At 57.9% G+C, this 25588-nt stretch carries 32 protein-coding genes; 16 read left to right on the top strand and 16 right to left on the bottom strand.

Going from position 1 to position 25588, the window contains the following annotated elements; all coding sequences use genetic code 11:
* Nucleotides 1–83: 83 nt before the first annotated feature.
* Nucleotides 84–662, top strand: coding sequence for a thymidine kinase (locus ACSQ13_RS10855; protein ID WP_176250497.1), 579 nt, complete (start codon nucleotides 84–86; stop codon nucleotides 660–662).
* An 8-nt stretch (nucleotides 663–670) separates the two neighbouring features.
* Here the strand turns inward: ACSQ13_RS10855 and ACSQ13_RS10860 are convergent, their stop codons facing one another.
* The 5 genes from ACSQ13_RS10860 to ACSQ13_RS10880 form a co-directional block, all read right to left on the bottom strand.
* On the bottom strand, nucleotides 671–1621 hold the full coding sequence (locus tag ACSQ13_RS10860; protein WP_295509246.1) for a 2-hydroxyacid dehydrogenase: 951 nt from the start codon (nucleotides 1619–1621) through the stop codon (nucleotides 671–673).
* The gene (locus ACSQ13_RS10865; protein WP_176250499.1) at nucleotides 1618–1956 is read right to left on the bottom strand and encodes a tRNA-binding protein; all 339 of its coding nucleotides are present in this window, start codon (nucleotides 1954–1956) and stop codon (nucleotides 1618–1620) included. Before ACSQ13_RS10865 ends, ACSQ13_RS10860 begins: the two co-directional genes overlap by 4 nt.
* Nucleotides 1949–2764, bottom strand: a complete 816-nt coding sequence (gene proC / locus ACSQ13_RS10870; protein WP_295509249.1) for a pyrroline-5-carboxylate reductase — start codon at nucleotides 2762–2764, stop codon at nucleotides 1949–1951. The genes ACSQ13_RS10865 and proC overlap by 8 nt, the downstream gene beginning before the upstream one ends.
* A gap of 37 nt (nucleotides 2765–2801) precedes the next feature.
* Nucleotides 2802–3302: a YbjN domain-containing protein gene (locus tag ACSQ13_RS10875; RefSeq protein WP_176250501.1), complete on the bottom strand. Its 501-nt coding sequence runs from the start codon at nucleotides 3300–3302 to the stop codon at nucleotides 2802–2804.
* 337 nt (nucleotides 3303–3639) lie between these two features.
* Nucleotides 3640–3882: an accessory factor UbiK family protein gene (locus tag ACSQ13_RS10880; RefSeq protein WP_176250502.1), complete on the bottom strand. Its 243-nt coding sequence runs from the start codon at nucleotides 3880–3882 to the stop codon at nucleotides 3640–3642.
* Between the two features lie 97 nt (nucleotides 3883–3979).
* Between ACSQ13_RS10880 and lgt the strand changes: the two genes are divergently transcribed.
* The 5 genes from lgt to ACSQ13_RS10905 all read left to right on the top strand — a co-directional run bounded on the left by lgt (nucleotide 3980) and on the right by ACSQ13_RS10905 (nucleotide 8156).
* Nucleotides 3980–4864, top strand: coding sequence for a prolipoprotein diacylglyceryl transferase (lgt, locus tag ACSQ13_RS10885; RefSeq protein WP_295509254.1), 885 nt, complete (start codon nucleotides 3980–3982; stop codon nucleotides 4862–4864).
* A complete protein-coding gene (locus tag ACSQ13_RS10890) occupies nucleotides 4861–5943 on the top strand; it encodes a class I SAM-dependent methyltransferase (protein WP_295509257.1) in 1083 nt (360 codons plus the stop codon). The genes lgt and ACSQ13_RS10890 overlap by 4 nt, the downstream gene beginning before the upstream one ends.
* Nucleotides 5940–6695, top strand: a complete 756-nt coding sequence (pgeF, locus tag ACSQ13_RS10895; protein ID WP_176250505.1) for a peptidoglycan editing factor PgeF — start codon at nucleotides 5940–5942, stop codon at nucleotides 6693–6695. The genes ACSQ13_RS10890 and pgeF overlap by 4 nt, the downstream gene beginning before the upstream one ends.
* Nucleotides 6696–6999: 304 nt before the next feature.
* Nucleotides 7000–7143 (top strand): hypothetical protein, encoded by a 144-nt coding sequence (locus ACSQ13_RS10900; protein WP_176250506.1) that lies wholly within the window; start codon nucleotides 7000–7002, stop codon nucleotides 7141–7143.
* Nucleotides 7144–7472: 329 nt separating this feature from the next.
* The gene (locus ACSQ13_RS10905; protein WP_295509262.1) at nucleotides 7473–8156 is read left to right on the top strand and encodes a Hint domain-containing protein; all 684 of its coding nucleotides are present in this window, start codon (nucleotides 7473–7475) and stop codon (nucleotides 8154–8156) included.
* 13 nt (nucleotides 8157–8169) lie between these two features.
* Here the strand turns inward: ACSQ13_RS10905 and ACSQ13_RS10910 are convergent, their stop codons facing one another.
* Nucleotides 8170–8670: an Lrp/AsnC family transcriptional regulator gene (locus tag ACSQ13_RS10910; protein ID WP_176250508.1), complete on the bottom strand. Its 501-nt coding sequence runs from the start codon at nucleotides 8668–8670 to the stop codon at nucleotides 8170–8172.
* Nucleotides 8671–8892: 222 nt separating this feature from the next.
* Between ACSQ13_RS10910 and trxB the strand changes: the two genes are divergently transcribed.
* Together trxB and ACSQ13_RS10920 are read left to right on the top strand one after the other, a co-directional pair.
* On the top strand, nucleotides 8893–9897 hold the full coding sequence (gene trxB / locus ACSQ13_RS10915) for a thioredoxin-disulfide reductase (protein WP_176250509.1): 1005 nt from the start codon (nucleotides 8893–8895) through the stop codon (nucleotides 9895–9897).
* Nucleotides 9898–10065: 168 nt separating this feature from the next.
* On the top strand, nucleotides 10066–11778 hold the full coding sequence (locus tag ACSQ13_RS10920) for a bifunctional sulfate adenylyltransferase/adenylylsulfate kinase (RefSeq protein ID WP_176250510.1): 1713 nt from the start codon (nucleotides 10066–10068) through the stop codon (nucleotides 11776–11778).
* A 41-nt stretch (nucleotides 11779–11819) separates the two neighbouring features.
* Here ACSQ13_RS10920 and ACSQ13_RS10925 read toward each other — a convergent pair whose 3' ends face one another.
* The 3 genes from ACSQ13_RS10925 to ACSQ13_RS10935 form a co-directional block, all read right to left on the bottom strand.
* Nucleotides 11820–12680, bottom strand: coding sequence for a glycosyltransferase family 10 domain-containing protein (locus tag ACSQ13_RS10925; protein ID WP_295509725.1), 861 nt, complete (start codon nucleotides 12678–12680; stop codon nucleotides 11820–11822).
* 105 nt (nucleotides 12681–12785) lie between these two features.
* Complete coding sequence (locus ACSQ13_RS10930) at nucleotides 12786–13004, bottom strand: DUF1150 family protein (RefSeq protein ID WP_176250512.1); 219 nt, start codon at nucleotides 13002–13004, stop codon at nucleotides 12786–12788.
* Between the two features lies 1 nt (nucleotide 13005).
* On the bottom strand, nucleotides 13006–13422 hold the full coding sequence (locus ACSQ13_RS10935; protein WP_176250513.1) for an Hsp20 family protein: 417 nt from the start codon (nucleotides 13420–13422) through the stop codon (nucleotides 13006–13008).
* A 162-nt stretch (nucleotides 13423–13584) separates the two neighbouring features.
* On the opposite strand from ACSQ13_RS10935, the gene ACSQ13_RS10940 reads away from it, so the two are divergent.
* The 3 genes from ACSQ13_RS10940 (at nucleotide 13585) to ACSQ13_RS10950 (ending at nucleotide 15429) form a co-directional block, all read left to right on the top strand.
* Complete coding sequence (locus ACSQ13_RS10940) at nucleotides 13585–13809, top strand: YdcH family protein (protein WP_176250514.1); 225 nt, start codon at nucleotides 13585–13587, stop codon at nucleotides 13807–13809.
* Nucleotides 13810–13880: 71 nt separating this feature from the next.
* The gene (gene purE, locus ACSQ13_RS10945; protein WP_176250515.1) at nucleotides 13881–14369 is read left to right on the top strand and encodes a 5-(carboxyamino)imidazole ribonucleotide mutase; all 489 of its coding nucleotides are present in this window, start codon (nucleotides 13881–13883) and stop codon (nucleotides 14367–14369) included.
* Entirely contained in the window at nucleotides 14362–15429 is a 1068-nt protein-coding gene (locus ACSQ13_RS10950; protein WP_176250516.1) for a 5-(carboxyamino)imidazole ribonucleotide synthase, read from the top strand. The genes purE and ACSQ13_RS10950 overlap by 8 nt, the downstream gene beginning before the upstream one ends.
* On the opposite strand, the gene ACSQ13_RS10955 is transcribed toward ACSQ13_RS10950, so the two are convergent.
* A complete protein-coding gene (locus ACSQ13_RS10955) occupies nucleotides 15419–16561 on the bottom strand; it encodes an alpha-D-ribose 1-methylphosphonate 5-triphosphate diphosphatase (protein ID WP_295509980.1) in 1143 nt (380 codons plus the stop codon). The genes ACSQ13_RS10950 and ACSQ13_RS10955 overlap by 11 nt on opposite strands.
* Nucleotides 16548–17357: an esterase/lipase family protein gene (locus tag ACSQ13_RS10960; RefSeq protein WP_295509982.1), complete on the bottom strand. Its 810-nt coding sequence runs from the start codon at nucleotides 17355–17357 to the stop codon at nucleotides 16548–16550. The genes ACSQ13_RS10955 and ACSQ13_RS10960 overlap by 14 nt, the downstream gene beginning before the upstream one ends.
* A gap of 71 nt (nucleotides 17358–17428) precedes the next feature.
* Between ACSQ13_RS10960 and ACSQ13_RS10965 the strand changes: the two genes are divergently transcribed.
* Nucleotides 17429–17881: an NUDIX domain-containing protein gene (locus tag ACSQ13_RS10965; RefSeq protein WP_295509731.1), complete on the top strand. Its 453-nt coding sequence runs from the start codon at nucleotides 17429–17431 to the stop codon at nucleotides 17879–17881.
* On the opposite strand, the gene ACSQ13_RS10970 is transcribed toward ACSQ13_RS10965, so the two are convergent.
* From ACSQ13_RS10970 to ACSQ13_RS10985, 4 genes are all read right to left on the bottom strand, one after another.
* Nucleotides 17847–18695, bottom strand: a complete 849-nt coding sequence (locus ACSQ13_RS10970; protein ID WP_176250519.1) for a DMT family transporter — start codon at nucleotides 18693–18695, stop codon at nucleotides 17847–17849. The two genes, ACSQ13_RS10965 and ACSQ13_RS10970, sit on opposite strands and share 35 nt — an antisense overlap.
* A 109-nt stretch (nucleotides 18696–18804) precedes the next feature.
* On the bottom strand, nucleotides 18805–20448 hold the full coding sequence (gene groL, locus ACSQ13_RS10975) for a chaperonin GroEL (protein WP_176250520.1): 1644 nt from the start codon (nucleotides 20446–20448) through the stop codon (nucleotides 18805–18807).
* Nucleotides 20449–20523: 75 nt separating this feature from the next.
* Nucleotides 20524–20811 carry a co-chaperone GroES gene (locus tag ACSQ13_RS10980; protein WP_093915555.1) on the bottom strand — a complete coding sequence of 96 codons (288 nt, stop codon included), beginning with the start codon at nucleotides 20809–20811 and terminating at the stop codon, nucleotides 20524–20526.
* Nucleotides 20812–20986: 175 nt separating this feature from the next.
* Nucleotides 20987–21667, bottom strand: a complete 681-nt coding sequence (locus ACSQ13_RS10985; RefSeq protein WP_176250521.1) for a DUF2161 domain-containing phosphodiesterase — start codon at nucleotides 21665–21667, stop codon at nucleotides 20987–20989.
* Between the two features lie 133 nt (nucleotides 21668–21800).
* Here ACSQ13_RS10985 and ACSQ13_RS10990 point away from each other — a divergent pair, with 133 nt between their 5' ends.
* Nucleotides 21801–22721: a manganese-dependent inorganic pyrophosphatase gene (locus ACSQ13_RS10990; RefSeq protein ID WP_176250522.1), complete on the top strand. Its 921-nt coding sequence runs from the start codon at nucleotides 21801–21803 to the stop codon at nucleotides 22719–22721.
* A gap of 94 nt (nucleotides 22722–22815) precedes the next feature.
* Here the strand turns inward: ACSQ13_RS10990 and ACSQ13_RS10995 are convergent, their stop codons facing one another.
* Complete coding sequence (locus tag ACSQ13_RS10995) at nucleotides 22816–23382, bottom strand: carboxymuconolactone decarboxylase family protein (RefSeq protein ID WP_295509740.1); 567 nt, start codon at nucleotides 23380–23382, stop codon at nucleotides 22816–22818.
* A 99-nt stretch (nucleotides 23383–23481) separates the two neighbouring features.
* Between ACSQ13_RS10995 and ACSQ13_RS11000 the strand changes: the two genes are divergently transcribed.
* From ACSQ13_RS11000 to ACSQ13_RS11010, 3 genes are all read left to right on the top strand, one after another.
* Nucleotides 23482–24054 carry a TetR/AcrR family transcriptional regulator gene (locus tag ACSQ13_RS11000; RefSeq protein ID WP_295509743.1) on the top strand — a complete coding sequence of 191 codons (573 nt, stop codon included), beginning with the start codon at nucleotides 23482–23484 and terminating at the stop codon, nucleotides 24052–24054.
* An 84-nt stretch (nucleotides 24055–24138) separates the two neighbouring features.
* Entirely contained in the window at nucleotides 24139–25011 is an 873-nt protein-coding gene (locus ACSQ13_RS11005) for a TIGR01459 family HAD-type hydrolase (protein WP_295509746.1), read from the top strand.
* 91 nt (nucleotides 25012–25102) lie between these two features.
* Nucleotides 25103–25546, top strand: coding sequence for a MaoC family dehydratase (locus ACSQ13_RS11010; protein ID WP_176250526.1), 444 nt, complete (start codon nucleotides 25103–25105; stop codon nucleotides 25544–25546).
* Nucleotides 25547–25588: the final 42 nt, after the last annotated feature.

The following is a 25588-nucleotide window of genomic DNA, read 5'->3' on the forward strand; positions in this document are numbered from 1 at the left end:
CCAAAACCTCGCCCCTGCCCTCGCCTGCCCGCAATCAGCATCCTGATCTTGAACGCCTGCCCCGACTGCTTGTAAAGAGACCCATGGCAAAGCTTTATTTTCATTATTCGACCATGAACGCGGGCAAATCCACGGTGCTGCTGCAGGCGGCCCATAACTATGTGGAACGCGGCATGGTGCCTTATCTGATGACCGCGCAATTCGACAATCGCGCGGGCAACGGGCGCATCGCGTCGCGCATCGGCATCGGCCAGGAGGCCGACACCTTCGGTACCGGCGAAGACCTGTTCGAAAAGATAAAAAACCGTCTGGTTGCAGGCCCCTGCGCCTGTATCTTCATCGACGAGGCGCAGTTTCTAAGCAGCGATCAGGTCTGGCAACTGGCCCGCGCGGTGGATGATCTGGGCGTGCCGATAATGTGCTACGGGTTGCGTGTTGATTTCCAGGGAATGTTGTTTCCGGGGTCGGCGACCCTGCTGGCGCTGGCAGATGAAATGCGCGAAGTCCGCACCATCTGCCATTGCGGCAAGAAGGCCACGATGGTGGTCCGTCGCGATGCCGGGGGCCAGGCCATCAAAGAAGGCGCGCAGGTCCAGATCGGCGGGAACGAGACCTATGTCTCGCTCTGCCGCCGTCACTGGCGCGAGGCTGTGGGCCGCTAAACCAGCCGTTACACTGCGTTCGGAGGCGTTTTGCCTGCGACACCGGCTTTCAAATTCTCAACCGCCATCATCCACATATCCACACGAACCTCGTGGGACGACGTACCTAAATGCGGCAATAGCACCACGTTATCCAGAGCCCGCAGCGCTTCTGGCACCTTGGGTTCGAATTCGTACACATCCAGCCCCGCACCGCCAATTGAACCGGATTGCAACGCGTCGATCAGCGCGCTTTCCTGCACCACGTTGCCGCGGGCGATATTGATCAGTAATCCATGCGGCTGCATCGCGGCCAGCACATCGGCATTGATCAGATGATGCGTTTCATCCCCGCCCGGAACCGCGATCACAACAACATCAACTGCGGCGACCAAGGCCTTCAGATCGCTGAAATGTTCCGCCTCATAGGGCAGATCCTTGGCGCTACGGTTAAAGTATTTCACCGGCATCGAGAACCCGTAGTGGCAGCGCTGCGCCACGGCTTGGCCGATCCGGCCCATGCCAACGATGCCGACTGTCTTGCCCGTCAGATGCATGCCCAACAGCTGCGACGGGTGCCAACCCGTCCATGCGCCCGACCGGACCAGCCGTTCGCCTTCGCCCGCGCGGCGTGCGGTCATCAGCATCAGCGTCATGCCAATGTCGGCGGTGGCGTCTGTCACAGCGCCCGGCGTGTTCGACACCTCAACGCCACTGGCGCGCGCTGCGGCCGCATCAATATGGTTATAGCCGACCCCGAAATTGGCAAGGATCTTGCAGCGCGGGTTTCCCACCTGCGCGAAGACATCTGCGGAAAACGCATCGCCCAAGGTCGGCAGCACCCCGTCATAATCGCGCAACGCGGCCTTCATCTCATCCGCCGTCAGCGGCGTATCAATATCCCGGTAGGTCACGTCGAAACCGTCAAGTGCGGCGTGGACTTCCGCCGGTGCGGGGCGGGAAATCAGAAGTTTGGTCAATTCATGCGTCCTCCGTTAGGGACAGGCTGCGCGGGCCGCGTCAGCACGATTGCCCCGTTTTCATCAGGCACCCCCAGCACCAGAACTTCGGACATGAACGGCCCGATCTGGCGCGGTGGGAAATTCACGACACCCATCACCTGGGTGCCGACCAGATCCTCGGGCGTGTAATGCACGGTGATCTGGGCAGATGTCTTGCGTTCACCGATCTCGGGTCCGAAATCGATCCACATCTTGATTGCCGGTTTGCGGGCTTCCGGAAACGGCTCGGCGCGTGTGATCGTGCCAACCCGGATATCTACCGCCAGAAAATCGTCAAAGCCGATCTCAGTCACGGGACAGCTCTCGGGAACGGTCCGCAGCAGCGGCAACGGCGCGTTTGAGCAAGGCCGGAAAGCCGTTTTCCGCGTTCATCAACACATCCAGCGCGGCCTGCGTGGTCCCGTTCGGGCTGGTGACGTTCTTGCGCAGCTGTGTCGGGTCTTCGTCCGATGCTTTGGCCAAGGCCCCTGCCCCTGCCACGGTTGCTGTGGCCAGTTGCAGCGCCAGTTCGGGGCTCAGCCCTTGGGCAACGCCGCCTGCGGCCATGGTTTCGATCATGTGGAAGACATAGGCCGGACCGGAGCCGCTGACGCCGGTCACCGCATCAATCTGCGCTTCTTCGTCCAGACGCACCACATCGCCAACGGCGCTGAGCAGTTCTTCGGCCTCGTCCATGCCTTGGGCACCGACGTTGTCATTGCCGACAATTGCCGCAATGCCCTGGCTGATGGCCGCAGGCGTGTTGGGCATGGCGCGCACGATCGGCGTCTTTGCCCCGAGTGTCTTTTCGAAAGTGGCGATTGTGGTACCCGCAGCAACGCTGACAAATACAGTCTTGCCATTGCCCATCGCCTGCAAGGTCGGCAAGGCATCGCCCATCATCTGCGGCTTTACAGCGACCAGAACGATGGCAGGGGCGGCAGGCAAATCGACATTCAACTGGATACCCTGCGCTTTGAGCCAGTCGGATGGATGCGGGTCAATGACCCAGACGGATGATTTCGGCAAACCACGTGCCAGCCAACCGGCCAACATCGCAGATCCCATCTTGCCGCAGCCCAGCAGAACAAGGCCGTCTTTTGCAATACGTGTATCTTTCATCGCGATTTCCCCCAATTTTCATCATTGGGGGCAACACTTACGCGTGGCCGTAGGCCTCTGCAATGGCAACCTGAAGCGCCTGCTTGGGCGTTTGATCGCCCCACACAACAAGTTGAACGGCAGGGTAATAGCGTTCAGCGCTCAGCACCGCGGCACCGATCATCGTGTCGATCTGTTCAGCCGTCGCATCCTGACCGCCAGCCAGCACCAAGCCATAGCGATAGATCATCGTCTTTTGCTCGGCCCAATAGGTAAAGGCACCCGCCCAGCACTGGTCGTTCACGTCATTGAGCAAATGGTACAACGCAGGCAGCTTTTCGGCTGGCGGGTCCATTTCAAATGAACAGATCAGGCGCAAGGTCTCGTCATAGGCCGACCATGCCAGCGTGATCGAATAGGTCCGCCACTGGCCCTCGACGGCCATTGCGATTTGTTCATCCGATATTCTGTCGAAATCCCACTCGTTAAACGCTGCCAGGTTTTCGACGATATCGATGGGATGGATCTCGTCGTCAAAATACTGCTCGCTCAGGGCCATGTTACCACCTCGTATTTTCTTGGGTATCGCGATGCCGGGGCACCTCAATACTTGGGTGTGTTCACTATGGGACGCTGCTCATCGCTATCCCCATACAAGATATGGTGCGCATATGACGTCCGCGTGGCAAGCCTTTTTCTGGGGATAGCTACAAAAGATGGGGGATAACCTCAGTATATTGTGGATAAAGCCATCCAATACACCAAATTTGGGAAATCCCGCAGCATCCGAAACTGGCAAATCGCTAAATGCAATCGCCGGCCCTAAAGAAAACAACGCACCCGAATGTAAATCCGGGTGCGTATCAAACGTTAAAAATCGGAAGGGAAATCGGCGATCAGCCCTTTGCTTCGATCGCGTCCAGACGGGCCTTGAGCGCCTCGTTCTCTTCGCGGGCTTTCTGGGCCATCGCGCGGACGGCATCAAATTCGTCACGGGTCACAAAATCGCGGTCGGCCAACCAACGGTCCATCATGCCCTTCATGGCCGTCTCGGCCTCGGTTTTGGCACCTTGGGCCACGCCCATGGCGTTGGTCATCATCTGCGAGATGTCATCAAATATCTTGTTGCGGGTCTGCATTGCGGTCACTCCTGTACGACGGTTGCTCTCTATATGGTGTTCAATTCATCTTCTCGCAAGGTTGACTTCGCCGCGCGGGCAGGCTCAATCACGCCCTATGATAGCAATGCTCCCCTTTCCCGATATGTCCCCCGAGGTTTTCTCGATTACCTTGTTTGGCATGACCTTTGCGCTGCGCTGGTACGCGCTGGCCTATATTGCAGGCATCGTCATCGGATGGCGTATTGTTGTGCGCACGGTCAACCACCCCGACTACTGGAGTGGTGGAAAACCGGTCATGACCAAAGAGCGGGTCGAGGACCTGTTGTTCTGGGTCATTCTGGGTGTGATCCTTGGCGGGCGGCTTGGCTATGTGCTGTTCTACCAGCCTGCCTATTACCTTGAAAATCCCTTCCAGATCCTGCGTATCTGGGAAGGCGGGATGTCATTTCATGGTGGTGCAATCGGCGTCGTTCTGGCGTTCCTGTTCTTCACGGTGCGCCACGGCTTCAGCAAGATTTCGACAGGCGATATGGTGGCCCTTGGTCTTGCGCCGGGTTTGTTTCTTGGCCGGCTCGCAAATTTCATCAACGCCGAGCTTTGGGGGCGCCCGACCGATTTGCCTTGGGGCGTGCCCTTTCCCACGCTGGCCGCGCAAAATTGCCCCGATGTCGTCGGCATCTGCGCCCGTCACCCATCGCAACTGTACGAAGCAGCGCTTGAAGGGCTGATTCTGGGCGCGCTGCTGCTGTACATGGCGTGGCGGCGCGGCGCGTTGAAATCCGAAGGGCTGGTCGGCGGCACGTTTTTGGCAGGGTACGGCATCGCGCGTTTCATGGTGGAATTTGTCCGCCAGCCTGATGCGCAATTCATCACCCCCGGCAATCCGCTGGGCCTTGCGTGGCAAATGGGCGGCTATGGCCTGACGATGGGGCAAATCCTGTGCCTGCCAATGATCGCCATCGGGTGCTATTTCATCATCCGGTCCAGACGCGTCGCATGACCGACCTGTTGGACCATATCAAGGCGCAGATCAGCGCCAATGGCCCCATGCGCATCGACGAATACATGGCGACCTGCCTGCTGCATCCGACGCTTGGCTATTACACCACCCGCGATCCTTTGGGCGCACAGGGTGATTTTGTTACCGCGCCGGAAATCAGCCAGATGTTCGGGGAACTTATCGGGCTGTGCCTTGCCCAGACGTGGCTGTCGCAAGGATCGCCTGCCCGGTTTACCTTGGCGGAGCTGGGACCGGGGCGCGGCACGTTGATGGCTGACATCTTGCGCGCCACCCGCAACGTGCCCGGTTTTGTCGCCGCAGCCGAAATCGCGCTGGTCGAAGCATCGCCCAAGCTGCGCGATGTGCAGGCGGCGGCACTGGCGGGCCACAAAGTCACATGGTTTGACACCGCAGACACCCTGCCCGATCAGCCGCTGTATCTGGTGGCGAATGAATTCTTTGACGCCCTGCCGATCCGGCAGTTCATCCGCACAGGCGATGGCTGGAGAGAACGGCAAATCGGTCTGGCAGACGACACAAACGACACAAACGGCGCGCTGTGCTTTGGCTTGGGCCCCGTATCACCGCAACCGGCCTTGGCGCATCGCCTTGAGGATACGTCCGAAGGCGATCTGATCGAAGACTGCGCGCAGATCGCACCGACGTTGCAGGCCGTGTCAACGCGCATTGCGACACATGGCGGGGCGGCATTGATCATCGACTATGGCGACTGGCGCACTTTGGGCGACACGTTTCAGGCGCTGCGGGCCCATGAAAAGACCGATCCGCTGACAGCGCCGGGAGCCTGTGACCTGACAGCCCATGTCGATTTTGAACAACTGGCCGTTGCCGCAGCACCTGCACAATACACCCGCATCACGCCCCAAGGTGTGTTCCTTGAGCGGCTGGGCATTACGCAGCGTGCGCAAGTTTTGGCCAAGACACTGACCGGCCCGGCCCTTGAGACGCATATCGCCGCACATCGGCGCTTGACGCACCCGTCAGATATGGGAAACCTGTTCAAGGTGATGGGGCTTTATCCACCGATGCAACCCCCACCGCCGGGATTGGAACCATGACGCTTGAGATTTTGACATCCGACAGTCTGGGTGCCGTGCGGCACGGCTTTTTCACGCGCCGTGGCGGGGCATCGTCTGGTGTATTTACGGGGCTGAATTGCGGCAGCGGCAGTTCCGATCAACGCGAAATCGTCGAGATAAACCGCGGGCGTGTCGCCGATGCCATGGGGGTGCCCGGCTCGCATCTGGTCGGGGTGCATCAGATCCATTCCGCGACCGCCGTGACTGTCGATGGCCCGCTTGCCGACAAACCCCGCGCCGATGCGCTGGTCACCGCGACACCCGGTCTGGCGCTGTCCGTGCTCACGGCCGATTGCCAGCCGGTACTGTTTGCCGATCTGAACGCTGGCGTGATTGGTGCGGCCCATGCGGGCTGGCGCGGTGCGCTGGATGGCGTGTTGCTGTCCACAGTCGAGGCAATGGAGGCCCTGGGCGCGCAGCGGGCCAACATACGCGCCGTCATTGGCCCCTGCATCAGCCAGCGCGCCTATGAGGTCGGGCCGGAATTCATCGACAGCTTTCTTGCGGAAGACCCCGATTACGCCCGCTATTTTGCCAATGGCAAGGACGACCGGATGCAATTCGATCTGCCCGGCTTTGGGTTGAACCGTTTGCGCGCGACCGGGGTCGGACATGCCGAATGGACCCATCACTGCACCTATAGTGATCCGAACCGCTTCTATTCCTATCGGCGCACGACCCACGCCAAAGAAGCGGATTACGGTCGCCTGATTGCAGCGATCACGCTTTGAGGTGATCAGATCGGGGCGAAGTTGGGCAAAAATGCGTCCGGCCTTTGCCATCTTCTTGCCAAAAACTGTATCCTCCCCTTTCACATGATCACGGAATTTAGCCCGTAATCGGCGGGGATTTAGGCCATAAACATCAATAAAACATAGGAAATATGGTGATTGGGGCGAAACCGTCATAAATCCGTCCGTAAAATTTTCACTTTCCTGAAAAGAACAGTCCCATCGCCCTATCGTCGCCCAAAAGGCTCTGCATATTGATCCTTAACGAAAGAGCAGACACGAAAAATAACAAAGGGTCACGATCATGAAAATCAAAACACGCTTCATCAAATCCATTGTTGAAACCGCAGCCAAGGATGACACCGTAATGCCATGGGCACGTGGCGCGCGTCGCGCAGCGTTCATCGCAAAGCGCTCGACATCTCAGTCGGTTCGCAAGTCCGCTTAAGCACCATACCCTGCGGCACGCAAAAGACGATTAATGAGTGCGCGGCGCAGGATTGCACGTTGCTGTGTCCCGACCTCACAGCGACGTAAAATTGAAATCAAGAAACGGCGCAAAGTAGATCGCCAATAACGTACCCCAAGACGTTTGCATCACTTCATGCACATGTCTCATCATGCGGCTAAGTGGGGGCTTGGGCTATGTGATGCAATTCTGAAAGCAACACCATGACATCGAATGTTGTCCCTTCGATTGAATCCAAACGCATTTACCCCTCTAATGCCCCCAAAGCGCACAGACTTTATGGCGCATCGCTTTCGCGAGGGCCCAAAATGCAAGCTGAACAACCGACCCGAAGCTATGAGATCGTCGCAAAACGCGCCGACGGATCCGTGTTTATCGGTCAGAACCGCGCGCCCGCCCTTCCGGTTTTTGAAGATGCTTTTTCAGCGTTTGCCCACGGCTCGCCCGTGTTGACAGATCATGGTGATGTGGCCGTCGAAGACCTGCATCCCGGTGACATGATCATAAAAGGGGATGGCAAGGCCGCCCCTCTATTGTGGGTCGGAACTAGCTTATTCATACCCGCCGATTCCGGCAAGCGGACCCCGTTGGTTCGCATTATGGCAGACAGTCTTGGTGCCGGACGCCCCTCCGGATTTCTGACGTTCGGGCCATCCGCGCGCATGTTGCACACCCCGCTGCACCTGCGCGGGAACGGAACGCAAAGGGAATTTCTGACGTTGCTGCGCGATCTGGTCGACGGGGTGAATATCATCGAGATTTCACCGCCGACCCCTGTGCGTTTGTACCATCTGTGCCTCGCGCGCCATGCAACGATCACCGTTGGCGGGCTACCAGTCGAGACATTCCACCCGGGGCCTGATGTCTTGCGGACTCTATCGATCCGGCACCGTGACCAGTTTTTGGGTATGTTTCCACATATTCAAAGCGACAAGGATTTTGGCCCGCTGTGCCATCTCCGCGTGGCAGGAACTTCGGACATGCTGCTTTAGGGCAGTCGCCCGATCAGGCGCTGGTGCTTAATCTATCTTCCAACACATCAAACGGCACGCCGGGTTCATCCTTGGCAGGGCGGATAACGAGGCTGGTTTTGACGCTCGCGACATTGGGCGTGGTCAGCAACTGCCCTGTCAGAAAGCTTTGAAAGCTCGACAAATCAGGCGCGACACATTTCAGGATAAAGTCCACTTCGCCGTTCAGCATGTGGCACTCGCGTACCAGCGGCCAGCTGCGGCACTTTCCCTCGAATGCGGTCAGGTCTGATTCGGCCTGGCTGGCCAGCCCGACCATTGCGAATACCTGTACCTCGAACCCTAGGTCACGCGCATTCACGTCCGCATGATACCCCCGGATATAGCCGCTTTCTTCGAGCGTGCGCACGCGACGCAAACAAGGAGGCGCAGAAATACCGACACGTTTTGCAAGCTCGACATTCGTCATGCGGCCGTCAGCCTGCAATTCGGCTAAAATTTTCCGATCAATCGGATCAAGCCGCGTTCCCGCCATAAAACCCCCAGTTTATTTCCGATTGTTATAGCACCCGCGCAGTCAGACGCAATATTCTTTCGCCGCCGCGCAATATTCTAAATCTACGATGGTTGGTGCTTTTGTCGCCTTCGATCAGAAATGGCAAACAGTTACCACCCGTTATTAATTCATGGGTTTAAGGTGCCCTGTGCCATGGCTATATTGGGCTAAGAAATTTTCACTTCATCCGAGGGGCTTATCATGGCCGATACACGCAAAACCAAGCTTTTGATCATTGGCTCAGGCCCTGCGGGTTATACCGCCGGTATCTATGGCAGCCGCGCAATGCTGAATCCGATCCTTGTTCAGGGGATCGAGCCCGGTGGCCAGCTGACCACCACAACCGAGGTCGAAAACTGGCCCGGCGACAGCGAGGTCCAAGGCCCCGATCTGATGATCCGCATGCAAGAACACGCCGCCGCAATGGGCACCGAAATCATCGGCGACATTATCAACGACCTTGATCTGTCCAGCCGGCCCTTTCGTGCAACAGGCGACAGTGGCACGACCTATATCGCCGATGCCGTGATCCTTGCGACGGGGGCACGCGCCAAATGGCTGGGCCTCGAGACCGAGGAAAAATTCAAGGGCTTCGGCGTATCGGCCTGCGCCACCTGCGACGGTTTCTTTTATCGCAATCAAGAGATTGTGGTCATCGGCGGCGGCAACACTGCCGTTGAAGAGGCGTTGTTCCTGACGAACTTTGCTTCAAAAGTAACGCTGATCCACCGCCGCGACGAATTGCGCGCCGAAAAGATCCTGATTGACCGCCTTGAGAAGAACCCCAAAATCGTCCCCATGTGGTTTCACGAACTTGACGAAGTATACGGCACCGATGCCCCGCTTGGGGTTGAGGGTGTTAAGGTTAAAAACGTCAAGACCGGCGAAATCACCGATATTCCGGCCAAGGGCGTGTTTGTTGCAATCGGCCACGCGCCCGCGAATGAACTGGTCAAGGACGTGCTGGAAACCCATATGGGCGGCTATGTTGTCACCAAACCCGACAGCACCGAAACATCCATTCCGGGTGTGTTTGCGGCGGGCGATCTGACCGACCACAAATACCGGCAGGCTGTGACCAGTGCAGGCATGGGCTGTATGGCCGCCCTCGAGGCAGAACGGTTCTTGGCCGAAGTTGGCGATGACGATGGCAAAGACACGTCTTTGCCCTTGGGCCACGGGGCCGAAGTCAAGGCAGACGCATAACATTCGGGCTAGACCGCTTTTGCTGGGATAGCGTTGCCGAATTCGGACAAAATTCACGCCTTTGTCCGTAAATTGCCGTAAACAGGCCGCAAGGCTTGATTAGCGACGGCGGGCGGGTTTATGACCCGCCTCAACCGTTCGTTGACCCTAATTAAGTGCGAGAAACCCATGCAAACGCCGAATCTAGCCCCGATCCCCGAACTTTATGTTTCATACGATTCGGCGCAAAAGCTGAAAATCGAGGCCGGCGAATTGATCAGCCACGATCTGACCCCGCGCCAGATTTGCGACCTTGAACTGCTGATGAACGGCGGGTTCAACCCGCTTAAGGGTTTCTTGACCGAAGAAGACTATAACGGCGTTGTCGAAAACATGCGTCTGGCAGATGGGTCACTGTGGCCGATGCCGATCAACCTGGATGTGTCCGAAAAATTCGCCGAAGGGCTCGAAATCGGTCAGGATATCGCCCTGCGTGACCAGGAAGGCGTGATCCTTGCGATCATGACCGTCACCGACCGCTGGACCCCCAACAAATCGGTCGAGGCGGAAAAAGTATTCGGTGCCGATGACACCGCCCACCCTGCCGTGAACTATCTGCATAACACAGCTGGCAACGTCTATCTGGGCGGTCCCGTTACAGGCATCCAGCAGCCTGTGCACTATGATTTCAAGGCGCGTCGCGACACGCCAAACGAATTGCGCGCCTATTTCCGCAAGATGGGCTGGCGCAAGGTTGTCGCGTTTCAAACCCGCAACCCGCTGCACCGCGCGCATCAGGAACTGACCTTCCGCGCCGCCCGCGAAGCGCAGGCAAACCTGTTGATCCACCCCGTTGTTGGCCTGACCAAACCGGGCGACGTTGATCACTTTACCCGCGTGCGCTGCTACGAGGCGGTGTTGAACAAATACCCCGCCGCGACCACGTCGATGAGCCTGCTGAACCTTGCCATGCGCATGGCCGGCCCGCGCGAGGCAGTCTGGCACGGTCTGATCCGCAAAAACCACGGCTGTACGCATTTCATCGTTGGCCGCGATCACGCCGGCCCCGGCAACAACTCCCAAGGCGAAGATTTCTATGGCCCCTATGACGCGCAGGACCTGTTCCGCGCGCATCAGGAAGAAATGGGCATCGAAATGGTCGATTTCAAACACATGGTATGGGTCGCCGAGCGCGCCCAATACGAGGCCATCGACGAAATCAAAGACAAAGACGACGTCACGATCCTGAACATTTCCGGCACCGAACTGCGCCGCCGCCTGCAAGAGGGTCTCGAGATCCCCGAATGGTTCTCCTTCCCCGAAGTGGTGACCGAACTGCGCCGCACCCGTCCGCCACGGAACAAGCAGGGCTTTACCGTGTTTTTCACCGGTTTCTCGGGCTCGGGCAAATCCACCATCGCCAATGCTTTGATGGTCAAGCTGATGGAAATGGGCGGACGTCCGGTAACGCTGCTGGATGGTGACATCGTGCGCAAAAACCTGTCGTCGGAACTGGGCTTTAGCAAGGAACACCGCGATCTGAACATCCGCCGCATCGGCTATGTCGCAAGCGAGATCACCAAAAACGGCGGCATCGCGATCTGTGCGCCCATCGCACCCTATGCCACCACCCGCCGCGCGGTCCGCGAAGACGTCGAAGAATTCGGTGCCTTCGTTGAAATCCACGTCGCCACATCGATCGAGGAATGCGAACGCCGTGACCGCAAAGGCCTGTACAAGCTGGCCCGCGAAGGAAAGATCAAAGAATTCACAGGTATTTCAGACCCTTACGATGTGCCTGAGAACCCGGAGCTTAGCGTTGAGACTGAAAATGTCGACGTGGACAACTGCGCACATCAAGTGCTGCTAAAGCTGGAGAGCATGGGGTTGATCAAGGGGTAACACCCTCGTTCCCCTTCTGCGAAAACCTGGAAAGCCAGCCGTTACAGGCTGGCTTTTAACGTTTCAGCGGCACGTAATTCGAGGTTGGCAAAGGCAGCGGCCTGCTCTTTCGCCTTGCGCAAACCAATCGCGAGCCCATCATATTGCGCATCCGATGCGTCAAGCATGGCGCGCTTCACATCGTCTTCGGTCTCGCAAATGATCATACCCGATGTATCCATAAAATCTGCGATATTCGGGCAGCCCCAATAGATCGGCACAGACTCGCACAGCACCGCGTCTACCAGTTTCTCGGTAAAATAGTTCTTTTCCCGGACGTTTTCGATCACGACAGAATACCGATACGGGGCCAGCCCGTCGCTTTTGCGCTCGAACGGGGCATAGCCGCGCCCCAATACCGTGACATCCAAGCCTGTTTTTTGCACATGTTCGACCAATCGGTGCCGCAGCAGATGGCCGGCATGGTCGCGCTTGCCCGAGGCGATCAGCGACATATGTCCGGTCTTGGTCAGATCAAGGTCTTTATACTCCGGCACCCAGGTCGTTCCGAATGGCAGAAACAACCCGTTCGCAATGCCATCCAGCAAGGTCTGGTGATAGGTCATAACCCGGAAGAACCGCCGGTGCGTCACGCGCAGCCAACGCAAATGCCTGCCGTGAATGACCGCAGGTTCGACCACCATCACCGTCACATTGGCCTGTGTGCCAAGGTTTGGAAGAAAATGCATGTTGGTTTTCGGATAAATGATCAGATGATCCGCCGGGGTCAGATCAGCGACCGTCCCCGAACGCAACCGCGCCGGGCGGCCCAAGGGCCAGTTCAGATCGTCCAGCTTTACCGCTGCCAAACGCCGCCCCAGCTTGTTGCCATAGGGAAGAACGGCAATTGCCGGATCAGACATGCGCAGGAACCTTCTAATATTTCATGAAGGGTTTATCGGTCACAGCACAAATAGAAAAGGCCGCAACGATGTGCGGCCTTGTCCCTTGGTGAAAATCACCCGTCGTTAATGTACCATCACCGGCGCGTAATCGTGATCCCGTGCCAGGCTGAAGGCCAGTTTGCGGTCCCCCACCAGCGCCAGTTGCTGACCTTTTGCATCATGAACCGCATAAAGCTGCTTTAGCCCTTCGGCCTGCTCGCGCACTTCAAGGGGCAGGTCCGAGACGGCAATCGTTTTCACGTATACGGTCCGGTCCTTAAGATGCGTTTCTGTATTGTGCATGTTACTCCCCTTTTCTGATTTTGATCGTCTGAACGACTTTTTCCGGCTTGGAACGGCTTAGATCCACATGAAGCAGACCGTTTTCCATCAGTGCCTCGCCGATTTCGACCCCGTCGGCCAAAACAAACGACCGCTGGAATTGCCGCGCAGCGATACCGCGATGCAGGAATATCCGGTTATCGGGGCCGTCGGCCTGACGCCCGCGGATCACCAATTGCCGGTCTTCGACGGTGATCGCCAAATCTTCCTCTGCAAACCCTGCAACGGCAAGGGTGATGCGGTAACTATAATCTGATGTCTGTTCGATGTTGAAAGGCGGATAGCCCTCGTTCCCTGCCTTGGCAGTTCGCTCCAACACACGTTCCAGTTGCTCAAAACCCAGCATGTGCGGGTAAGAAGCCAGCGTTAATTTCGTCATAAGACACGTCCTTTAACTAAGCGACAGTCAGTCGTTCGGCCCCTGTATCGGCGACCTACGTGGTAAATATGGGGAGGTGATGTGGCATAAGCAAGGGCTATGCCAATGATTGGCTAACGCTTATGTTATAAGACCTAAGCAAAAGAAGAATCACCCAGCCTTATGAATGCCCCAACTGACCTGTCGATGAAAAACGACGACGTCTTGCGCGTCGAACTTGCTGTTTTCCGCCGAGAACACCGCGATCTTGACGATGCAATCCACGCGCTTGTTGAAAAGGGCACCGCAGATCCGCTGACGCTGCAACGGCTGAAAAAGCGCAAGCTGCGCCTGAAAGACCTGATCGCCCAGATCGAAGACCGGCTAACCCCCGATATTACGGCCTGACCCGATTGCCACCCCTTTTTTGATGGCTATAGTACGCGCTTCTTAGGCGATCTTATAAAGGCGTATCCTGCATGAAAAATCCCCCCGTCGGTATCATCATGGGCTCTCAATCTGATTGGAGCACGATGCGCGAAGCAGCCACCCTGCTGGATGAATTGGGCATCGCCTATGAGGCCAAGATCGTCTCGGCCCACCGTACCCCAGACCGTTTGTGGGATTATGGCAAAACTGCGGTTGACCGTGGATTGCAGGTGATCATCGCCGGTGCGGGCGGTGCGGCACATCTGCCCGGTATGATGGCGTCAAAAACCCGCGTGCCGGTGATCGGCGTGCCGGTGCAGACCAAGGCATTGTCGGGTGTCGATTCACTCTATTCCATTTTGCAAATGCCACGTGGTTTCCCCGTTGCCACCATGGCGATCGGGGCTGCGGGTGCCGCCAATGCGGCGTTGATGGCCGCTGGCATTCTGGCGCTTCAAGATGATGCCCTTGCCAAACGGCTTGATGACTGGCGCACGGCGCTCAGCGCCTCTATCCCACAGGAGCCTGTCGATGACTGATCCATTGCCAACCGGTGCCACCATCGGCATTTTGGGCGGCGGCCAGCTGGGCCGTATGTTGTCTGTTGCTGCCGCACGGCTTGGGTTTCGCACGCATATCTTTGAACCCGGTGCGAACCCGCCGGCCGCCGATGTCGCCCACCGCGTGACCACGGCTGGCTATGATGATGTTGACGCGCTCAGGGCCTTTGCCAATGCCGTTGATATCGTCACCTATGAATTCGAAAATATTCCGACCGAAGCGCTGGACGTGATCGAGACCATCCGCACGATCCACCCAAACCGCGAGGCTTTGCGCACCAGTCAGGATCGCCTGACCGAAAAGACATTCCTTGAAGGGCTGGGCCTGCGTGTCGCCCCCTTTGCCGACATCGCCAGCGCCGCAGATCTTGACGCGGCCCTTGAAACCATCGGAACCCCGTCGATCCTGAAAACGCGCCGCTTTGGCTATGACGGCAAGGGTCAGTCGCGCTTGCGCAGCGCCGATGACGCGCAGACAGCACTGGATGATATGGCCGGCAGCCCCGCTGTTCTGGAAGGCTTCGTGAGCTTCACCTCCGAAGTATCCGTGATCGCGGCGCGCAGCCCCTCGGGCGAGGTTTCCTGTTTCGATCCCGGCGAAAATGTCCACCGCGATGGCATCCTGCACACGACGACCGTACCTGCAAATATCTCGGCCTCGCTGCGAATGGATGCCGTTTTGATGGCCGCCAAGATACTGAACGCGCTGGATTATGTCGGTGTTCTGGGGGTCGAGCTTTTCGTGACGCCCCACGGGTTTATCGTCAATGAAATCGCCCCGCGCGTGCATAATTCAGGCCATTGGACGCAAAATGGCTGCACCATTGACCAGTTCGAACAGCACATTCGCGCCATTGCGGGCTGGCCCCTGGGCGACGGCAGCCGATATGCGGATGTGGTGATGGAAAACCTGATTGGTGACGACATGAACCGCGTGCCGGAGCTGGCAAAACAGCGCGACACGGCCTTGCACCTTTATGGCAAAACGGATGTCAAAGCGGGCCGCAAAATGGGCCACGTCAACACGATCAAGCGGTAAAACGCATCGCGATATCGCCCGACATATAGCTGACGCGCCCGCCCGCCATCGTCATCGCGACGCGGCGGGTTTTCGCGTCAAGCACCACCAGATCGGCACGTTTGCCAAGGCTCAGATCGCCACGATCTGTGAGCCCCAAAACACCTGCCGGCCCCGCCGATACCAGCCGCCACGCATCGTGCAACGGCATGACGCCGCTGTCGGCCAACATGAACGCCGCACGGCGTGGCGAGGGATAGTGATAGTCCGACGCCAATGCCGCACCGACGCCCATCATGATCAGGTCGACCGCCGACACATTGCCATTATGCGACCCGCCGCGCACCACATTGGGCGACCCCAGCACCACCAGATCCCCGGCAGCGGCGGCGGCCTCGGCGGCCTCCAGCGTTTCGGGGAACTCGGCCACCTGAACACCACGCTTGCGCCACGCGGCACGGCCCTGCGCCGTGGTGTCATCATGGCTGCCCATTTGAATGCCTTGAGCAGCAAGCGTTCGGCAAAGATCGTCCAGCGCAGCAGGCACCGCATCGCGGTTTGCATGTAATTCCTGCATCAGTTTCAGATGCGCGTCCGGGTTCCGCCCCGCCTTGAGCGCTTGGGCAACCATACGTTTTGGCACGCGGTCCTGGGAAAGACGGTCATGCGGCAGATGGTCGTTGAACACGATATAGGACAATCCCCAATCGGCCATCCGCTGGGGGATTTCATCATATAGATCAAGCATATGCGTCTCGAAGCGCAACTGTCCGCGCAGGTCCGTGACCAATCCGGGCGCGGTGCTGCGCATCGCTTCAAACACCTGTTCGGCGAATTCAGGGCCGCGCAGCCCGCCTTCCCAGCTGACGAATTGCGCCAGCACGGCAGTGGTGATCCCGTTTGCGGCCAACTCGGCCTCGGCAGCGACCAATCCTTCCGAGAGCGTCTTCATCGCGCCCCGTCGCGGGGCAAGGTGACGCTCGAAGCCGTCGCCATGCACATCGACGATACCGGGCAAAACCATATAGCCGCTCAGGTCGATCGACCGCGCTTGCGGCGCGTCAACAACCAGCCCGCCTGCAATCGACAGAACGCGCTGGTCCAGCCCGCCCTCGCGCAGAATTTGCCCGCCTGTCAGATCAAGGTTTAGCATTTTCATCCTCCGCGCCGGGCAGGCAATCCCCTTCGGGGCAACCAATGGAATCAAGGACCGCATCAACAAAGCTGAGCGAGCGGTCGAATTTTCCGGTGTTCAGATAGGCCATCGTCTGCGCGATCACCGTGGGGTTCATCATGATAAAGGTGTGGGTCACCGGCAGCATCAGAAAATCCCTCATGCCGTCTACTCTGGTGGATTTCACCGATACCTTGCCGTCATCACGCCCCGGCAAAAGCGACGAAAAATAGGGGTTCAGCGATTGTGTTCCTGCAATCACCCCCAGATCGAAGGTCACCGGCGGCAATCGCAGAGGCAATGAATTTTCACCGGTCCCCATCTGTGCGCCCGCAGGCCCGTTCATCCAGTCAAACGCGGCGATATCGCCCAAGGCATCGACGACCTCGCTGCCGTGGTTGGGCGGGGCCAGCATCACCACGCGGCCCACCCGTTCGTCGCCGACTTCAGACACCCATTGCCGCAGCAAAATACCGCCCATTGAATGGGTGACGAAATCGACTTTTTCCGTGCCACAGGCCGCAACCGCATCGGGCAACGTGCGCCGTGTCAGTTCTTCGACCGGGGCCTCGGTCGAGGGATATCCGGGGCGGACGATCTTGTAGCCTTCGGTCTCCAGCGCGGCTTCCATGACGGCAAAGGATGTTTCTGTGCGCGCCAGACCGTGCAAAAGCACCACGCAGCGGCCAACACCGGCCTGCGCCAGATCCGACTGGGCGACGGCTGCGCTGCTCAGGGCGAAAAATAAAATAAACGGCGCGGTGATGATTTTCATGTGTGACCAGATAGACTGAAATTCCAGCATGTGAAATGCTTTGACAGCACCGATCATTGAAAGAGCATCAAATGGCGAAAAATAGCCCGCGACTGGCGGTACGCGCTGTCTTGCTTCACCAAGGCAGGCTGTTGCTGGTCAACGCATATCCCGACGGCAAAAGCGATCTGATGTGCGCCCCCGGCGGCGGGGTCGAAGTCGGGGCATCCCTTCCCGACAATCTGGCCCGCGAGGTATTTGAGGAAACGGGCCTGCGGATTGATGTGGGGGCACCCTGTCTGGTGAATGAATTTCACGATCCGGCAGCCGGCTTTCATCAGGTCGATTTCTATTTCCGCTGCACGGTTATCGGGTCAGCCGAGCTTGCCCCCGCGTGGCAGGATGTTGAGAATATCGTGACAGACCGGCGGTGGGTGACCCAAGACCAGATGGCGCAGCTGCGGGTCAAACCCGACAGCTTGATCAAGATTGCGTTCGACGAAGCCCCGATCAGCTATGACCCGCTTGAGCTGATCGTGCGCTGACCGCCAACCCGATGCCCCCAAGGACAAGAACGGTCGCCAAGATGACCTTGAGGCCCAGCGGTTCGGCCAGAACAGCAGCCCCCGCCACAATCGCGATCACGGGCACAGACAGTTGCACGACAGCCGCGGTGGATTGCATCAGCTTCGGCAAGACCGCGTACCATAACGCATATCCCAGCCCCGATGTCACAGCACCGCACAGCATGCCGACCATCAGCCCCGTGGGGGTGTAAAACGACGGCTGCACAAGCATCAACAACGCAACAACGGGCGCGCAGATCAAGAAGTTGCCAGCGGTATTGGCCAGCGGATCATCCGACCCTTTGCCGATAATCGTATAGGCGGCCCAGCCCAGACCGGCAGCAATCATCAGCGCCGCACCGATGGGATCAACCTGTACCCCGGCACCGGGCCACAACACCAGCACCAACCCGCCAAAGGCCACGGCCGCGCCGATCATCTTGCGCGGTGTCGGCGTGACCCCGAACGCGGCCCCGTGGGCAAACATCGCAATCTGCACCACACCAAACAGGATCAAGGCCCCCAGCCCCGCATCCAGCGTCAGATAGGCCAGTGAAAACCCGATGATATAAACCGCCAGCGTCAGCGCGCCAAAGGCACGTTCCCGGCTGAAAACCTGCAAACACCTGCCGCGCAGCCACAAGAACAGACACAGCATCGCAGCACCCGACACGACCCGCACCACGGCGAATCCGGTGGGGTCGATATGCCCGCCCGCAATGGCAAAGCGGGTCAAAACGGAATTCGCAGCAAAGGCGATCATCACAAGGGCGGTCAAAAGGAAAATACGCATGTCGACTGCTTAGGCCAGCCGCGTGGGGCGTGCCAACGAAAAAGGGGCACACCAAAAGATGCACCCCTTAATTCTGTCAGCGAAGGGTTCTAGAACCCTACGGCGTGATTTACATCATGCCGCCCATGCCGCCCATGCCACCCATATCGGGCATGCCGCCGCCGCCGTCTTTCGACGGACGATCAGCAACCATGGCTTCGGTGGTGATCAGCAGACCGGCGATGGATGCCGCGTCCTGCAGAGCAGTACGAACAACTTTCGCAGGGTCGATCACGCCGAATTTGAACATGTCGCCATATTCTTCGGTTTGAGCGTTGAAGCCGAACTTCAGGTCGTCGCTTTCGCGGATTTTGCCCGCAACAACGGAACCGTCAACACCAGCGTTTTCAGCGATCTGACGCAGCGGTGCTTCCAGTGCTTTGCGCACGATGGAAATACCAACGTTTTGATCGTTGTTGTCGCCTGTCAAACCTTCAAGTTTCTTGCCGGCTTGAACCAGTGCAACACCACCGCCAACAACGATACCTTCTTGAACAGCGGCACGTGTCGCGTTCAATGCATCGTCAACGCGGTCTTTGCGCTCTTTTACTTCGATCTCTGTCATGCCGCCAACGCGGATCACAGCAACACCGCCGGCCAGTTTGGCAACGCGCTCTTGCAGCTTTTCACGGTCGTAATCGGAAGTGGTTTCTTCGATCTGGTTACGGATCTGGGCAACACGTGCTTCGATCTCGGCCTTTTCGCCAGCGCCATCAACGATTGTTGTTTCGTCTTTGGTGATGGTTACTTTCTTGGCGGAACCCAGCATGTCCATTGTAACGGACTCAAGCTTCATGCCCAGATCTTCGGAGATCACTTGACCGCCGGTCAGGATTGCAAGGTCTTGCAGCATGGCTTTGCGGCGATCGCCGAAACCAGGTGCTTTGACCGCTGCGATTTTCAGACCGCCGCGCAGTTTGTTCACAACCAGAGTTGCAAGCGCTTCGCCTTCAACATCTTCCGAGATGATCAACAGTGGCTTTTGCGACTGGATGACCTGCTCGAGCAGAGGAACCATTGGCTGCAGCGACGAAAGTTTCTTTTCGTGCAACAGGATGATCACGTCTTCCAGTTCAACAGTCATTTTGTCGGAGTTGGTGACAAAATATGGCGACAGGTAGCCGCGGTCGAACTGCATGCCTTCAACAACATCGGTTTCTGTTTCCAGACCTTTGTTCTCTTCAACAGTGATAACGCCTTCGTTGCCGACTTTCTGCATCGCGTCAGCAATTTGACGACCGATTTCAGCTTCGCCGTTGGCAGAGATCGTACCGACTTGAGCAACTTCGTCGCTGTCGGATACGGGGCGTGCCGCTGCGCGGATAGCTTCGACAACACGTGCTGTTGCCATGTCGATGCCGCGCTTCAGGTCCATCGGGTTCATGCCAGCGGCAACTGATTTCATGCCTTCTTTAACGATGGCTTGGGCCAGAACAGTCGCGGTTGTTGTACCGTCGCCTGCTTCGTCATTGGTCCGGGAAGCAACTTCCTTGACCATCTGTGCGCCCATGTTTTCGAACTTGTCTTCCAGTTCGATTTCTTTGGCTACGGATACACCGTCTTTGGTGATGCGCGGTGCGCCAAAGGATTTGTCCAGAACCACGTTACGGCCTTTTGGGCCCAGCGTGACTTTGACCGCGTCGGCAAGGATGTTTACACCCTTGAGCATACGGTTACGGGCGTCGGTCCCGAATTTTACGTCTTTAGCAGACATAGTGTCTTCTCCTAAATTCTTGTTTTGATGTCAGCGTATCTTGGGTGGGGCGCTAGGCCCCCGGCTGTCCTGAAATCAGGACAGGATCCCCATGATGTCGCTTTCTTTCATCATCAGAAGCTCTTCGCCGTCGAGCGTGACTTCGGTGCCGGACCATTTGCCGAACAGAACTTTGTCACCGGCTTTTACAGCCATCTCGATCAGCTCACCGCTGTCTTTGCGTGCGCCTTCGCCACAAGCAACGATTTCGCCTTCAGCTGGCTTTTCTTTTGCGGAATCAGGGATGATCAAGCCACCCTTGGTTTTTTCTTCGCTTTCGGTGCGACGCACCAACACGCGGTCGTGAAGCGGTTTTAATGCCATCTTTCAGCTCCTTAAGGCTCAAAGTTATTCTCCCAAGCCACGTTCCCCCGTGCGGGGAAGCGGCCATTAGCACTCAGTACCCTCGAGTGCTAACGACGTTTAGCTAAGGATGTCCCCTGCCCTAGTCAACCATTGTATCGCGAAAAATTTAAACAGTCAGAACCACAGGCCAAAATCAGCCGGTCCCCAGGACCCGTGCGCTGGTTTCCACGGCCTGGGCCCCTTCGGCCGTGATGCCATATATGCCTTTTTCGATTTTTTCGAACCAGCCATAGTGATTGTCGCGCATCATTGCGGTTGCGCGCACCACTTCGGTCTCGCGGGCCACATCCGCGCCTTTGCTGGCACCGGCCTCGAACAGGTAAACCGCCAGCTTCAGCGCGTCCTGGCGATAGGTTGTGATCAACCCCGCCCGCGTTTGCCCGCCATCGTTGGGGTCGCCCTGACGGCGCGCGAATTCACGCAACAAAGACGCCTTGCGTTTCACGTTCTTGCGCGGCGCATAGGGCCCCGGATCGCAATGCACCGACACCAGCCCGTCCGAAAGCCGCACCGTCATCAGCCCCAGCCCCAACCGCCGCGCCAGCACGGTGTTCGCCTTGACCGCTTTGTAAAACGGCTTGCCCGGCTTATGCACCACGGCCAGATAGACGTCATCGCTGACCTTCAACCGTTCAACACATTGATGAAACAACGCCAGCGAAAACCCCAGCTTCAGTTCCACCACCACCGGCGGTTCTTCGCCGCGGATCGCCACCACATCCGCGGCCCCGACTTCGGCTTTCACCACATATCCCTGATCCTCGAGAAAGGATTTCACAGGCGGGTACAGATCGGTTTCGCGTGGGCTGTTCATAGCCATTAGCTAACAGCAATGCCCCCGTCCTGAGAACCCCCAAGACACCCGCGATGTTCAAGGTGGTGACAAGTGCCGCACTGCCCCCTATAAGGCGCGAAAATCCAACCCTCCCCTTTGCAGGAAACCGCATATGACAACGCTTGTTTTTGGCCATAAATCCCCCGACACCGACAGCACCGGCAGCCCGATCATCTGGGCCTGGTACCTGAACCAGATCGCAGGTGTCGATGCCGCCCCCGCCCTGCTGGGTGAACCCAACACCGAAGCGCTGTTCATGCTAGACCACTGGAAGCTGGACAAACCGCAGATCATTTCGAGCGTCGAAGCCGACCAGCCCGTCGTGATCGTCGACACCAACAACCCTGCCGAACTGCCCGACAACATCAATGACGCGGACATCAAGGCGATCATCGACCACCACAAACTGGTCGGCGGCCTGGAAACCAAAGGCCCGATCCACATCGTGATGGAGCCGTTGGCCTGTACCGCCACGATCATGTACAAACTGATCGGCGATGACATGGCGCAGATGCCCACCAACATCAAAGGCGCGATGCTGACCTGTATCCTGTCCGACACGCTGGAATTCCGCAGCCCGACCACAACCCCAGAAGACACCGCAATCGCCCATGCACTGGCCAAAGATCTGGGCATCGACATTGCCGATTACGCCGCACAAATGTTCGCTGCAAAATCCGACGTGTCGTCGTTCTCCGAAGCGGAACTGCTGCGCATGGACAGCAAGGAATACGAAGTCGGCGGCAAGCAATTCCGCGTTTCGGTTCTGGAAACCACATCGCCCAAGACCGTGCTGGACCGCAAAGACGCGCTGATGGCCGCCATGCCCGGCGTGGCAACCGAGGACGGTGCCGATCAGGTGCTGCTGTTCGTGGTCGATATCCTGAACGAAGAAGCCACAATGCTGATCCCCAACGATCTGACAAAATCCGTGGCCGAGAAAAGCTTTGGCGCGACAGTTACCGGCGACACGGTCGTGCTGCCCGGCATCATGAGCCGCAAAAAGCAGATCATTCCAAACCTGAAAGTCTGATCCAGCCAAGCTTCGGCATGGTAGGAAACGCAAAAGGCCCCCTTTCGATAAAGGGGGCCTTTTTTCATTTCGACGCACTGCAAGGGTGCTGCGCTCAGACCTTCAACGGTGTATCGCTGCGGTCCCAGGCAAGGGGTTTGAACACCTCGTCGACGGGTGTTTGTGCGACGTGGTTCACGTAGTTGGACATGGTTTTCTGAGCCATCCCCAAGATCACATCCAGCACAGCGCGGTGGCCGTAACCTGCACCAAAGAACGCCTGCATTTGTGCGTCAGTCACGTTGCCGCGGTCGCGGACCATCTGCACGGTAAAGCACCGCAGCGCTTCCAGCTTGGGCGTGGGCAGCGGGGTTTCATTGCGCAACGCCTCGGAGATTTCCTCGGATACTTTCATCATTTTCGCGATGCCGGTGTGGGCAGGAACGCAATAGTGACATTCGTTTTCGACGTTAATCGCCTGCCAGACCACGGTCAGTTCCTCGGCGTCGAAATCCGTCTCGGTGAACAGCTTGTGCAGCACCTGATAGCCCTCATAGGCCTGCGGGCTTTCGGCCAGAACCTTGTGCAAACCGGGCAAACGGCCAAACGCCTTTTGCGATTTTTCCAGCAGCGGCTTGGACGCTTCGGGCGCGGAATCAAGATCGTGGGACGGGAAGGTCATCTGGGCATCCTTTAATTTATGTCTGTACCCTCCATTTAGGCTTTATTGAGCGATCGCTCAAGTATATATTTGAGTGACCGTTCAAGATCAGGTGATCCAATGCCCCGCAAACCCAACTATGACCGCAACGATCTAATCAACCGCGCCCGCGATCTGTTTTGGCAGCGCGGGTGGGCGGGCACGTCGCTAAAGGATCTTGAGGCGTCCCTGAAAATGAAACCCGGCAGTTTCTATGCCGCCTTCGGGTCGAAAGACGCGTTGTTCGAACTGGCGCTTGAAAGATACGCTACAGACGGGGCCGAACGCTTGAGGGCGCTGGCCCGCGAGTTCGGCCCCCTGAACGCGCTGCAACGCTTTCCGAAAATGGCCATCGGCAATGATAATGCCCCCGCCAAAGCATGTATGCTATCGAAAACCCTGCTTGAACTTCAGGCGCACAGGCACCCCTTGGCGCAAAAGGCCAACGAACATCTTTTGAAGATGGAGCAGCTTTTTGCGGAGCTGTTCGCGCAAGCACAGGCCGCAGGTGACATCGGCGCGGCGCACGATCCGCACAGCCTGGCCCGCAGGTATCAATCCGATGTGCTGGGGCTGCGCGTGTCGGCCGAACGCGAAGGCGTGGATGCCGGTGCCATCGCGGTTGAGATCGCTGAAAATCTGGCCAAGCTCTAGCCGCTGACCCCGCGCAGGTTGTTGCCCCGCCTTGGGATGTATGCTTTCTGCGGGGGAAACCCATTGCAGATCGGACCGCCGCCCATGACCCAAATTATCAACAACCTTTTCGAAATCTCGGACCGGTACGAAGCGTTGTTTGTCGATCTTTGGGGCTGCGTCCATGACGGGGTCAAGGCCCTGCCCGATGCGGTCACTGCCCTGCAAGCCTATCGCAAGACCGGCGGCAAGGTGATCCTGGTCACCAACTCCCCCCGCCCCCGCGCGGGCGTGAAAAAGCAGCTGACCCATTTCGGCGTGCCGGAAGACGCATGGGACGACATCGCGACCTCGGGCGATTCTGCGCGGTCGGCGATGTATCGCGGCACAGTGGGCAGCGATGTCTGGCATCTTGGCCCGCCCAGCGACAAAAACTTCTTTGACCCCATCGCCATCATCGAAGACCCGATTGAAATTACCAAGGTCGATCTGAACGATGCCGAAGGAATCGTTTGCACCGGACCGTTTGATCCGATGGACGACCCAAGCGTGTTGCGCCCGCAGCTGCTGCTGGCCAAGCAAAAAGGTCTGAAACTGCTGTGCGCGAACCCCGATATCGTGGTCGATCGGGGCGGCGTGCGTGAATGGTGCGCGGGGGCGGTTGCGGCACTTTATACGGAAATGGGTGGCGAAAGCCTGTATTTCGGCAAACCGCATCCCCCCATCTATGATCTGGCGCGGCGGCGGCTTTTTGCTGTGGCCGGTGACATCGCCGACAGCGATATTCTGGCCATCGGCGACGGAGCCCAAACCGACGTCAAGGGCGCGATGGGCGAGGATATCGATTCGCTCTTTATCTCGGGCGGGCTGGCCGCGGACGAGACCAAAACAACGACACAGCCCGAGCCTGAAGCGCTAAATCATTACCTCGAACAAGAAATGTCGTCGCCAACCTATACCATAGGACACCTGCGCTGACCCATTTTTCGCTTGCTTTTCTGCGCCTGCAAAGTAATTAAGTGTCTCAAACGCCTTCGGGCACGTCACTTTATTACTTGAAGGGTGTAGCATGTTGGATAACCTTCCGCGCGGAACGATCTGTATCGAAGATATCGAAATGGGCATGTCCCGCTATCTGCAAAAGGTCGTGACAGACGAAGACATCGAAATGTTCGCACAGATTTCAACTGACCGGAATCCGGTACATCTGGATGACGACTATGCCCGCGACACGATTTTCGAAGGGCGCATCGCCCATGGCATGCTGACCGCCGGCCTGATCTCGGCCGTGATCGGAGAGCAGCTGCCCGGTCATGGCACGGTCTATATGGGCCAGTCGCTCAAGTTTCTGGCCCCCGTGCGCCCCGGCGACATGGTCTATGCCGAGGTCAAGGTGATCGACATTGATTTTGCAAAGCGCCGCGTGCGGCTGGAATGCCATTGCGCTGTCGAGGGTAAGAAAGTGCTGATCGGTGAAGCCACGGTTCTGGCACCTTCGCGCAAATTCGACTGAAGCCCCCACACACAGCACCAAGTGGGGGCCAGCCCCCACGCC

It is taken from the genome of Sulfitobacter sp. SH22, assembly GCF_965641905.1.
Classification (GTDB): domain Bacteria; phylum Pseudomonadota; class Alphaproteobacteria; order Rhodobacterales; family Rhodobacteraceae; genus Sulfitobacter.

What these genes read in the sequence shown, in the direction of transcription:
- ACSQ13_RS10855 (WP_176250497.1), top strand. Translation starts at nt 84, where the DNA reads ATGGCAAAGCTTTATTTTCATTATTCGACCATGAACGCGGGCAAATCC.
- proC (WP_295509249.1), bottom strand. Translation starts at nt 2,764, where the DNA reads ATGAAAGATACACGTATTGCAAAAGACGGCCTTGTTCTGCTGGGCTGC.
- ACSQ13_RS10875 (WP_176250501.1), bottom strand. Translation starts at nt 3,302, where the DNA reads ATGGCCCTGAGCGAGCAGTATTTTGACGACGAGATCCATCCCATCGAT.
- ACSQ13_RS10880 (WP_176250502.1), bottom strand. Translation starts at nt 3,882, where the DNA reads ATGCAGACCCGCAACAAGATATTTGATGACATCTCGCAGATGATGACC.
- lgt (WP_295509254.1), top strand. Translation starts at nt 3,980, where the DNA reads ATGATAGCAATGCTCCCCTTTCCCGATATGTCCCCCGAGGTTTTCTCG.
- ACSQ13_RS10890 (WP_295509257.1), top strand. Translation starts at nt 4,861, where the DNA reads ATGACCGACCTGTTGGACCATATCAAGGCGCAGATCAGCGCCAATGGC.
- pgeF (WP_176250505.1), top strand. Translation starts at nt 5,940, where the DNA reads ATGACGCTTGAGATTTTGACATCCGACAGTCTGGGTGCCGTGCGGCAC.
- ACSQ13_RS10900 (WP_176250506.1), top strand. Translation starts at nt 7,000, where the DNA reads ATGAAAATCAAAACACGCTTCATCAAATCCATTGTTGAAACCGCAGCC.
- ACSQ13_RS10905 (WP_295509262.1), top strand. Translation starts at nt 7,473, where the DNA reads ATGCAAGCTGAACAACCGACCCGAAGCTATGAGATCGTCGCAAAACGC.
- ACSQ13_RS10910 (WP_176250508.1), bottom strand. Translation starts at nt 8,670, where the DNA reads ATGGCGGGAACGCGGCTTGATCCGATTGATCGGAAAATTTTAGCCGAA.
- trxB (WP_176250509.1), top strand. Translation starts at nt 8,893, where the DNA reads ATGGCCGATACACGCAAAACCAAGCTTTTGATCATTGGCTCAGGCCCT.
- ACSQ13_RS10920 (WP_176250510.1), top strand. Translation starts at nt 10,066, where the DNA reads ATGCAAACGCCGAATCTAGCCCCGATCCCCGAACTTTATGTTTCATAC.
- ACSQ13_RS10925 (WP_295509725.1), bottom strand. Translation starts at nt 12,680, where the DNA reads ATGTCTGATCCGGCAATTGCCGTTCTTCCCTATGGCAACAAGCTGGGG.
- ACSQ13_RS10930 (WP_176250512.1), bottom strand. Translation starts at nt 13,004, where the DNA reads ATGCACAATACAGAAACGCATCTTAAGGACCGGACCGTATACGTGAAA.
- ACSQ13_RS10935 (WP_176250513.1), bottom strand. Translation starts at nt 13,422, where the DNA reads ATGACGAAATTAACGCTGGCTTCTTACCCGCACATGCTGGGTTTTGAG.
- ACSQ13_RS10940 (WP_176250514.1), top strand. Translation starts at nt 13,585, where the DNA reads ATGAATGCCCCAACTGACCTGTCGATGAAAAACGACGACGTCTTGCGC.
- purE (WP_176250515.1), top strand. Translation starts at nt 13,881, where the DNA reads ATGAAAAATCCCCCCGTCGGTATCATCATGGGCTCTCAATCTGATTGG.
- ACSQ13_RS10950 (WP_176250516.1), top strand. Translation starts at nt 14,362, where the DNA reads ATGACTGATCCATTGCCAACCGGTGCCACCATCGGCATTTTGGGCGGC.
- ACSQ13_RS10955 (WP_295509980.1), bottom strand. Translation starts at nt 16,561, where the DNA reads ATGCTAAACCTTGATCTGACAGGCGGGCAAATTCTGCGCGAGGGCGGG.
- ACSQ13_RS10960 (WP_295509982.1), bottom strand. Translation starts at nt 17,357, where the DNA reads ATGAAAATCATCACCGCGCCGTTTATTTTATTTTTCGCCCTGAGCAGC.
- ACSQ13_RS10965 (WP_295509731.1), top strand. Translation starts at nt 17,429, where the DNA reads ATGGCGAAAAATAGCCCGCGACTGGCGGTACGCGCTGTCTTGCTTCAC.
- ACSQ13_RS10970 (WP_176250519.1), bottom strand. Translation starts at nt 18,695, where the DNA reads ATGCGTATTTTCCTTTTGACCGCCCTTGTGATGATCGCCTTTGCTGCG.
- groL (WP_176250520.1), bottom strand. Translation starts at nt 20,448, where the DNA reads ATGTCTGCTAAAGACGTAAAATTCGGGACCGACGCCCGTAACCGTATG.
- ACSQ13_RS10980 (WP_093915555.1), bottom strand. Translation starts at nt 20,811, where the DNA reads ATGGCATTAAAACCGCTTCACGACCGCGTGTTGGTGCGTCGCACCGAA.
- ACSQ13_RS10985 (WP_176250521.1), bottom strand. Translation starts at nt 21,667, where the DNA reads ATGAACAGCCCACGCGAAACCGATCTGTACCCGCCTGTGAAATCCTTT.
- ACSQ13_RS10990 (WP_176250522.1), top strand. Translation starts at nt 21,801, where the DNA reads ATGACAACGCTTGTTTTTGGCCATAAATCCCCCGACACCGACAGCACC.
- ACSQ13_RS10995 (WP_295509740.1), bottom strand. Translation starts at nt 23,382, where the DNA reads ATGACCTTCCCGTCCCACGATCTTGATTCCGCGCCCGAAGCGTCCAAG.
- ACSQ13_RS11000 (WP_295509743.1), top strand. Translation starts at nt 23,482, where the DNA reads ATGCCCCGCAAACCCAACTATGACCGCAACGATCTAATCAACCGCGCC.
- ACSQ13_RS11005 (WP_295509746.1), top strand. Translation starts at nt 24,139, where the DNA reads ATGACCCAAATTATCAACAACCTTTTCGAAATCTCGGACCGGTACGAA.
- ACSQ13_RS11010 (WP_176250526.1), top strand. Translation starts at nt 25,103, where the DNA reads ATGTTGGATAACCTTCCGCGCGGAACGATCTGTATCGAAGATATCGAA.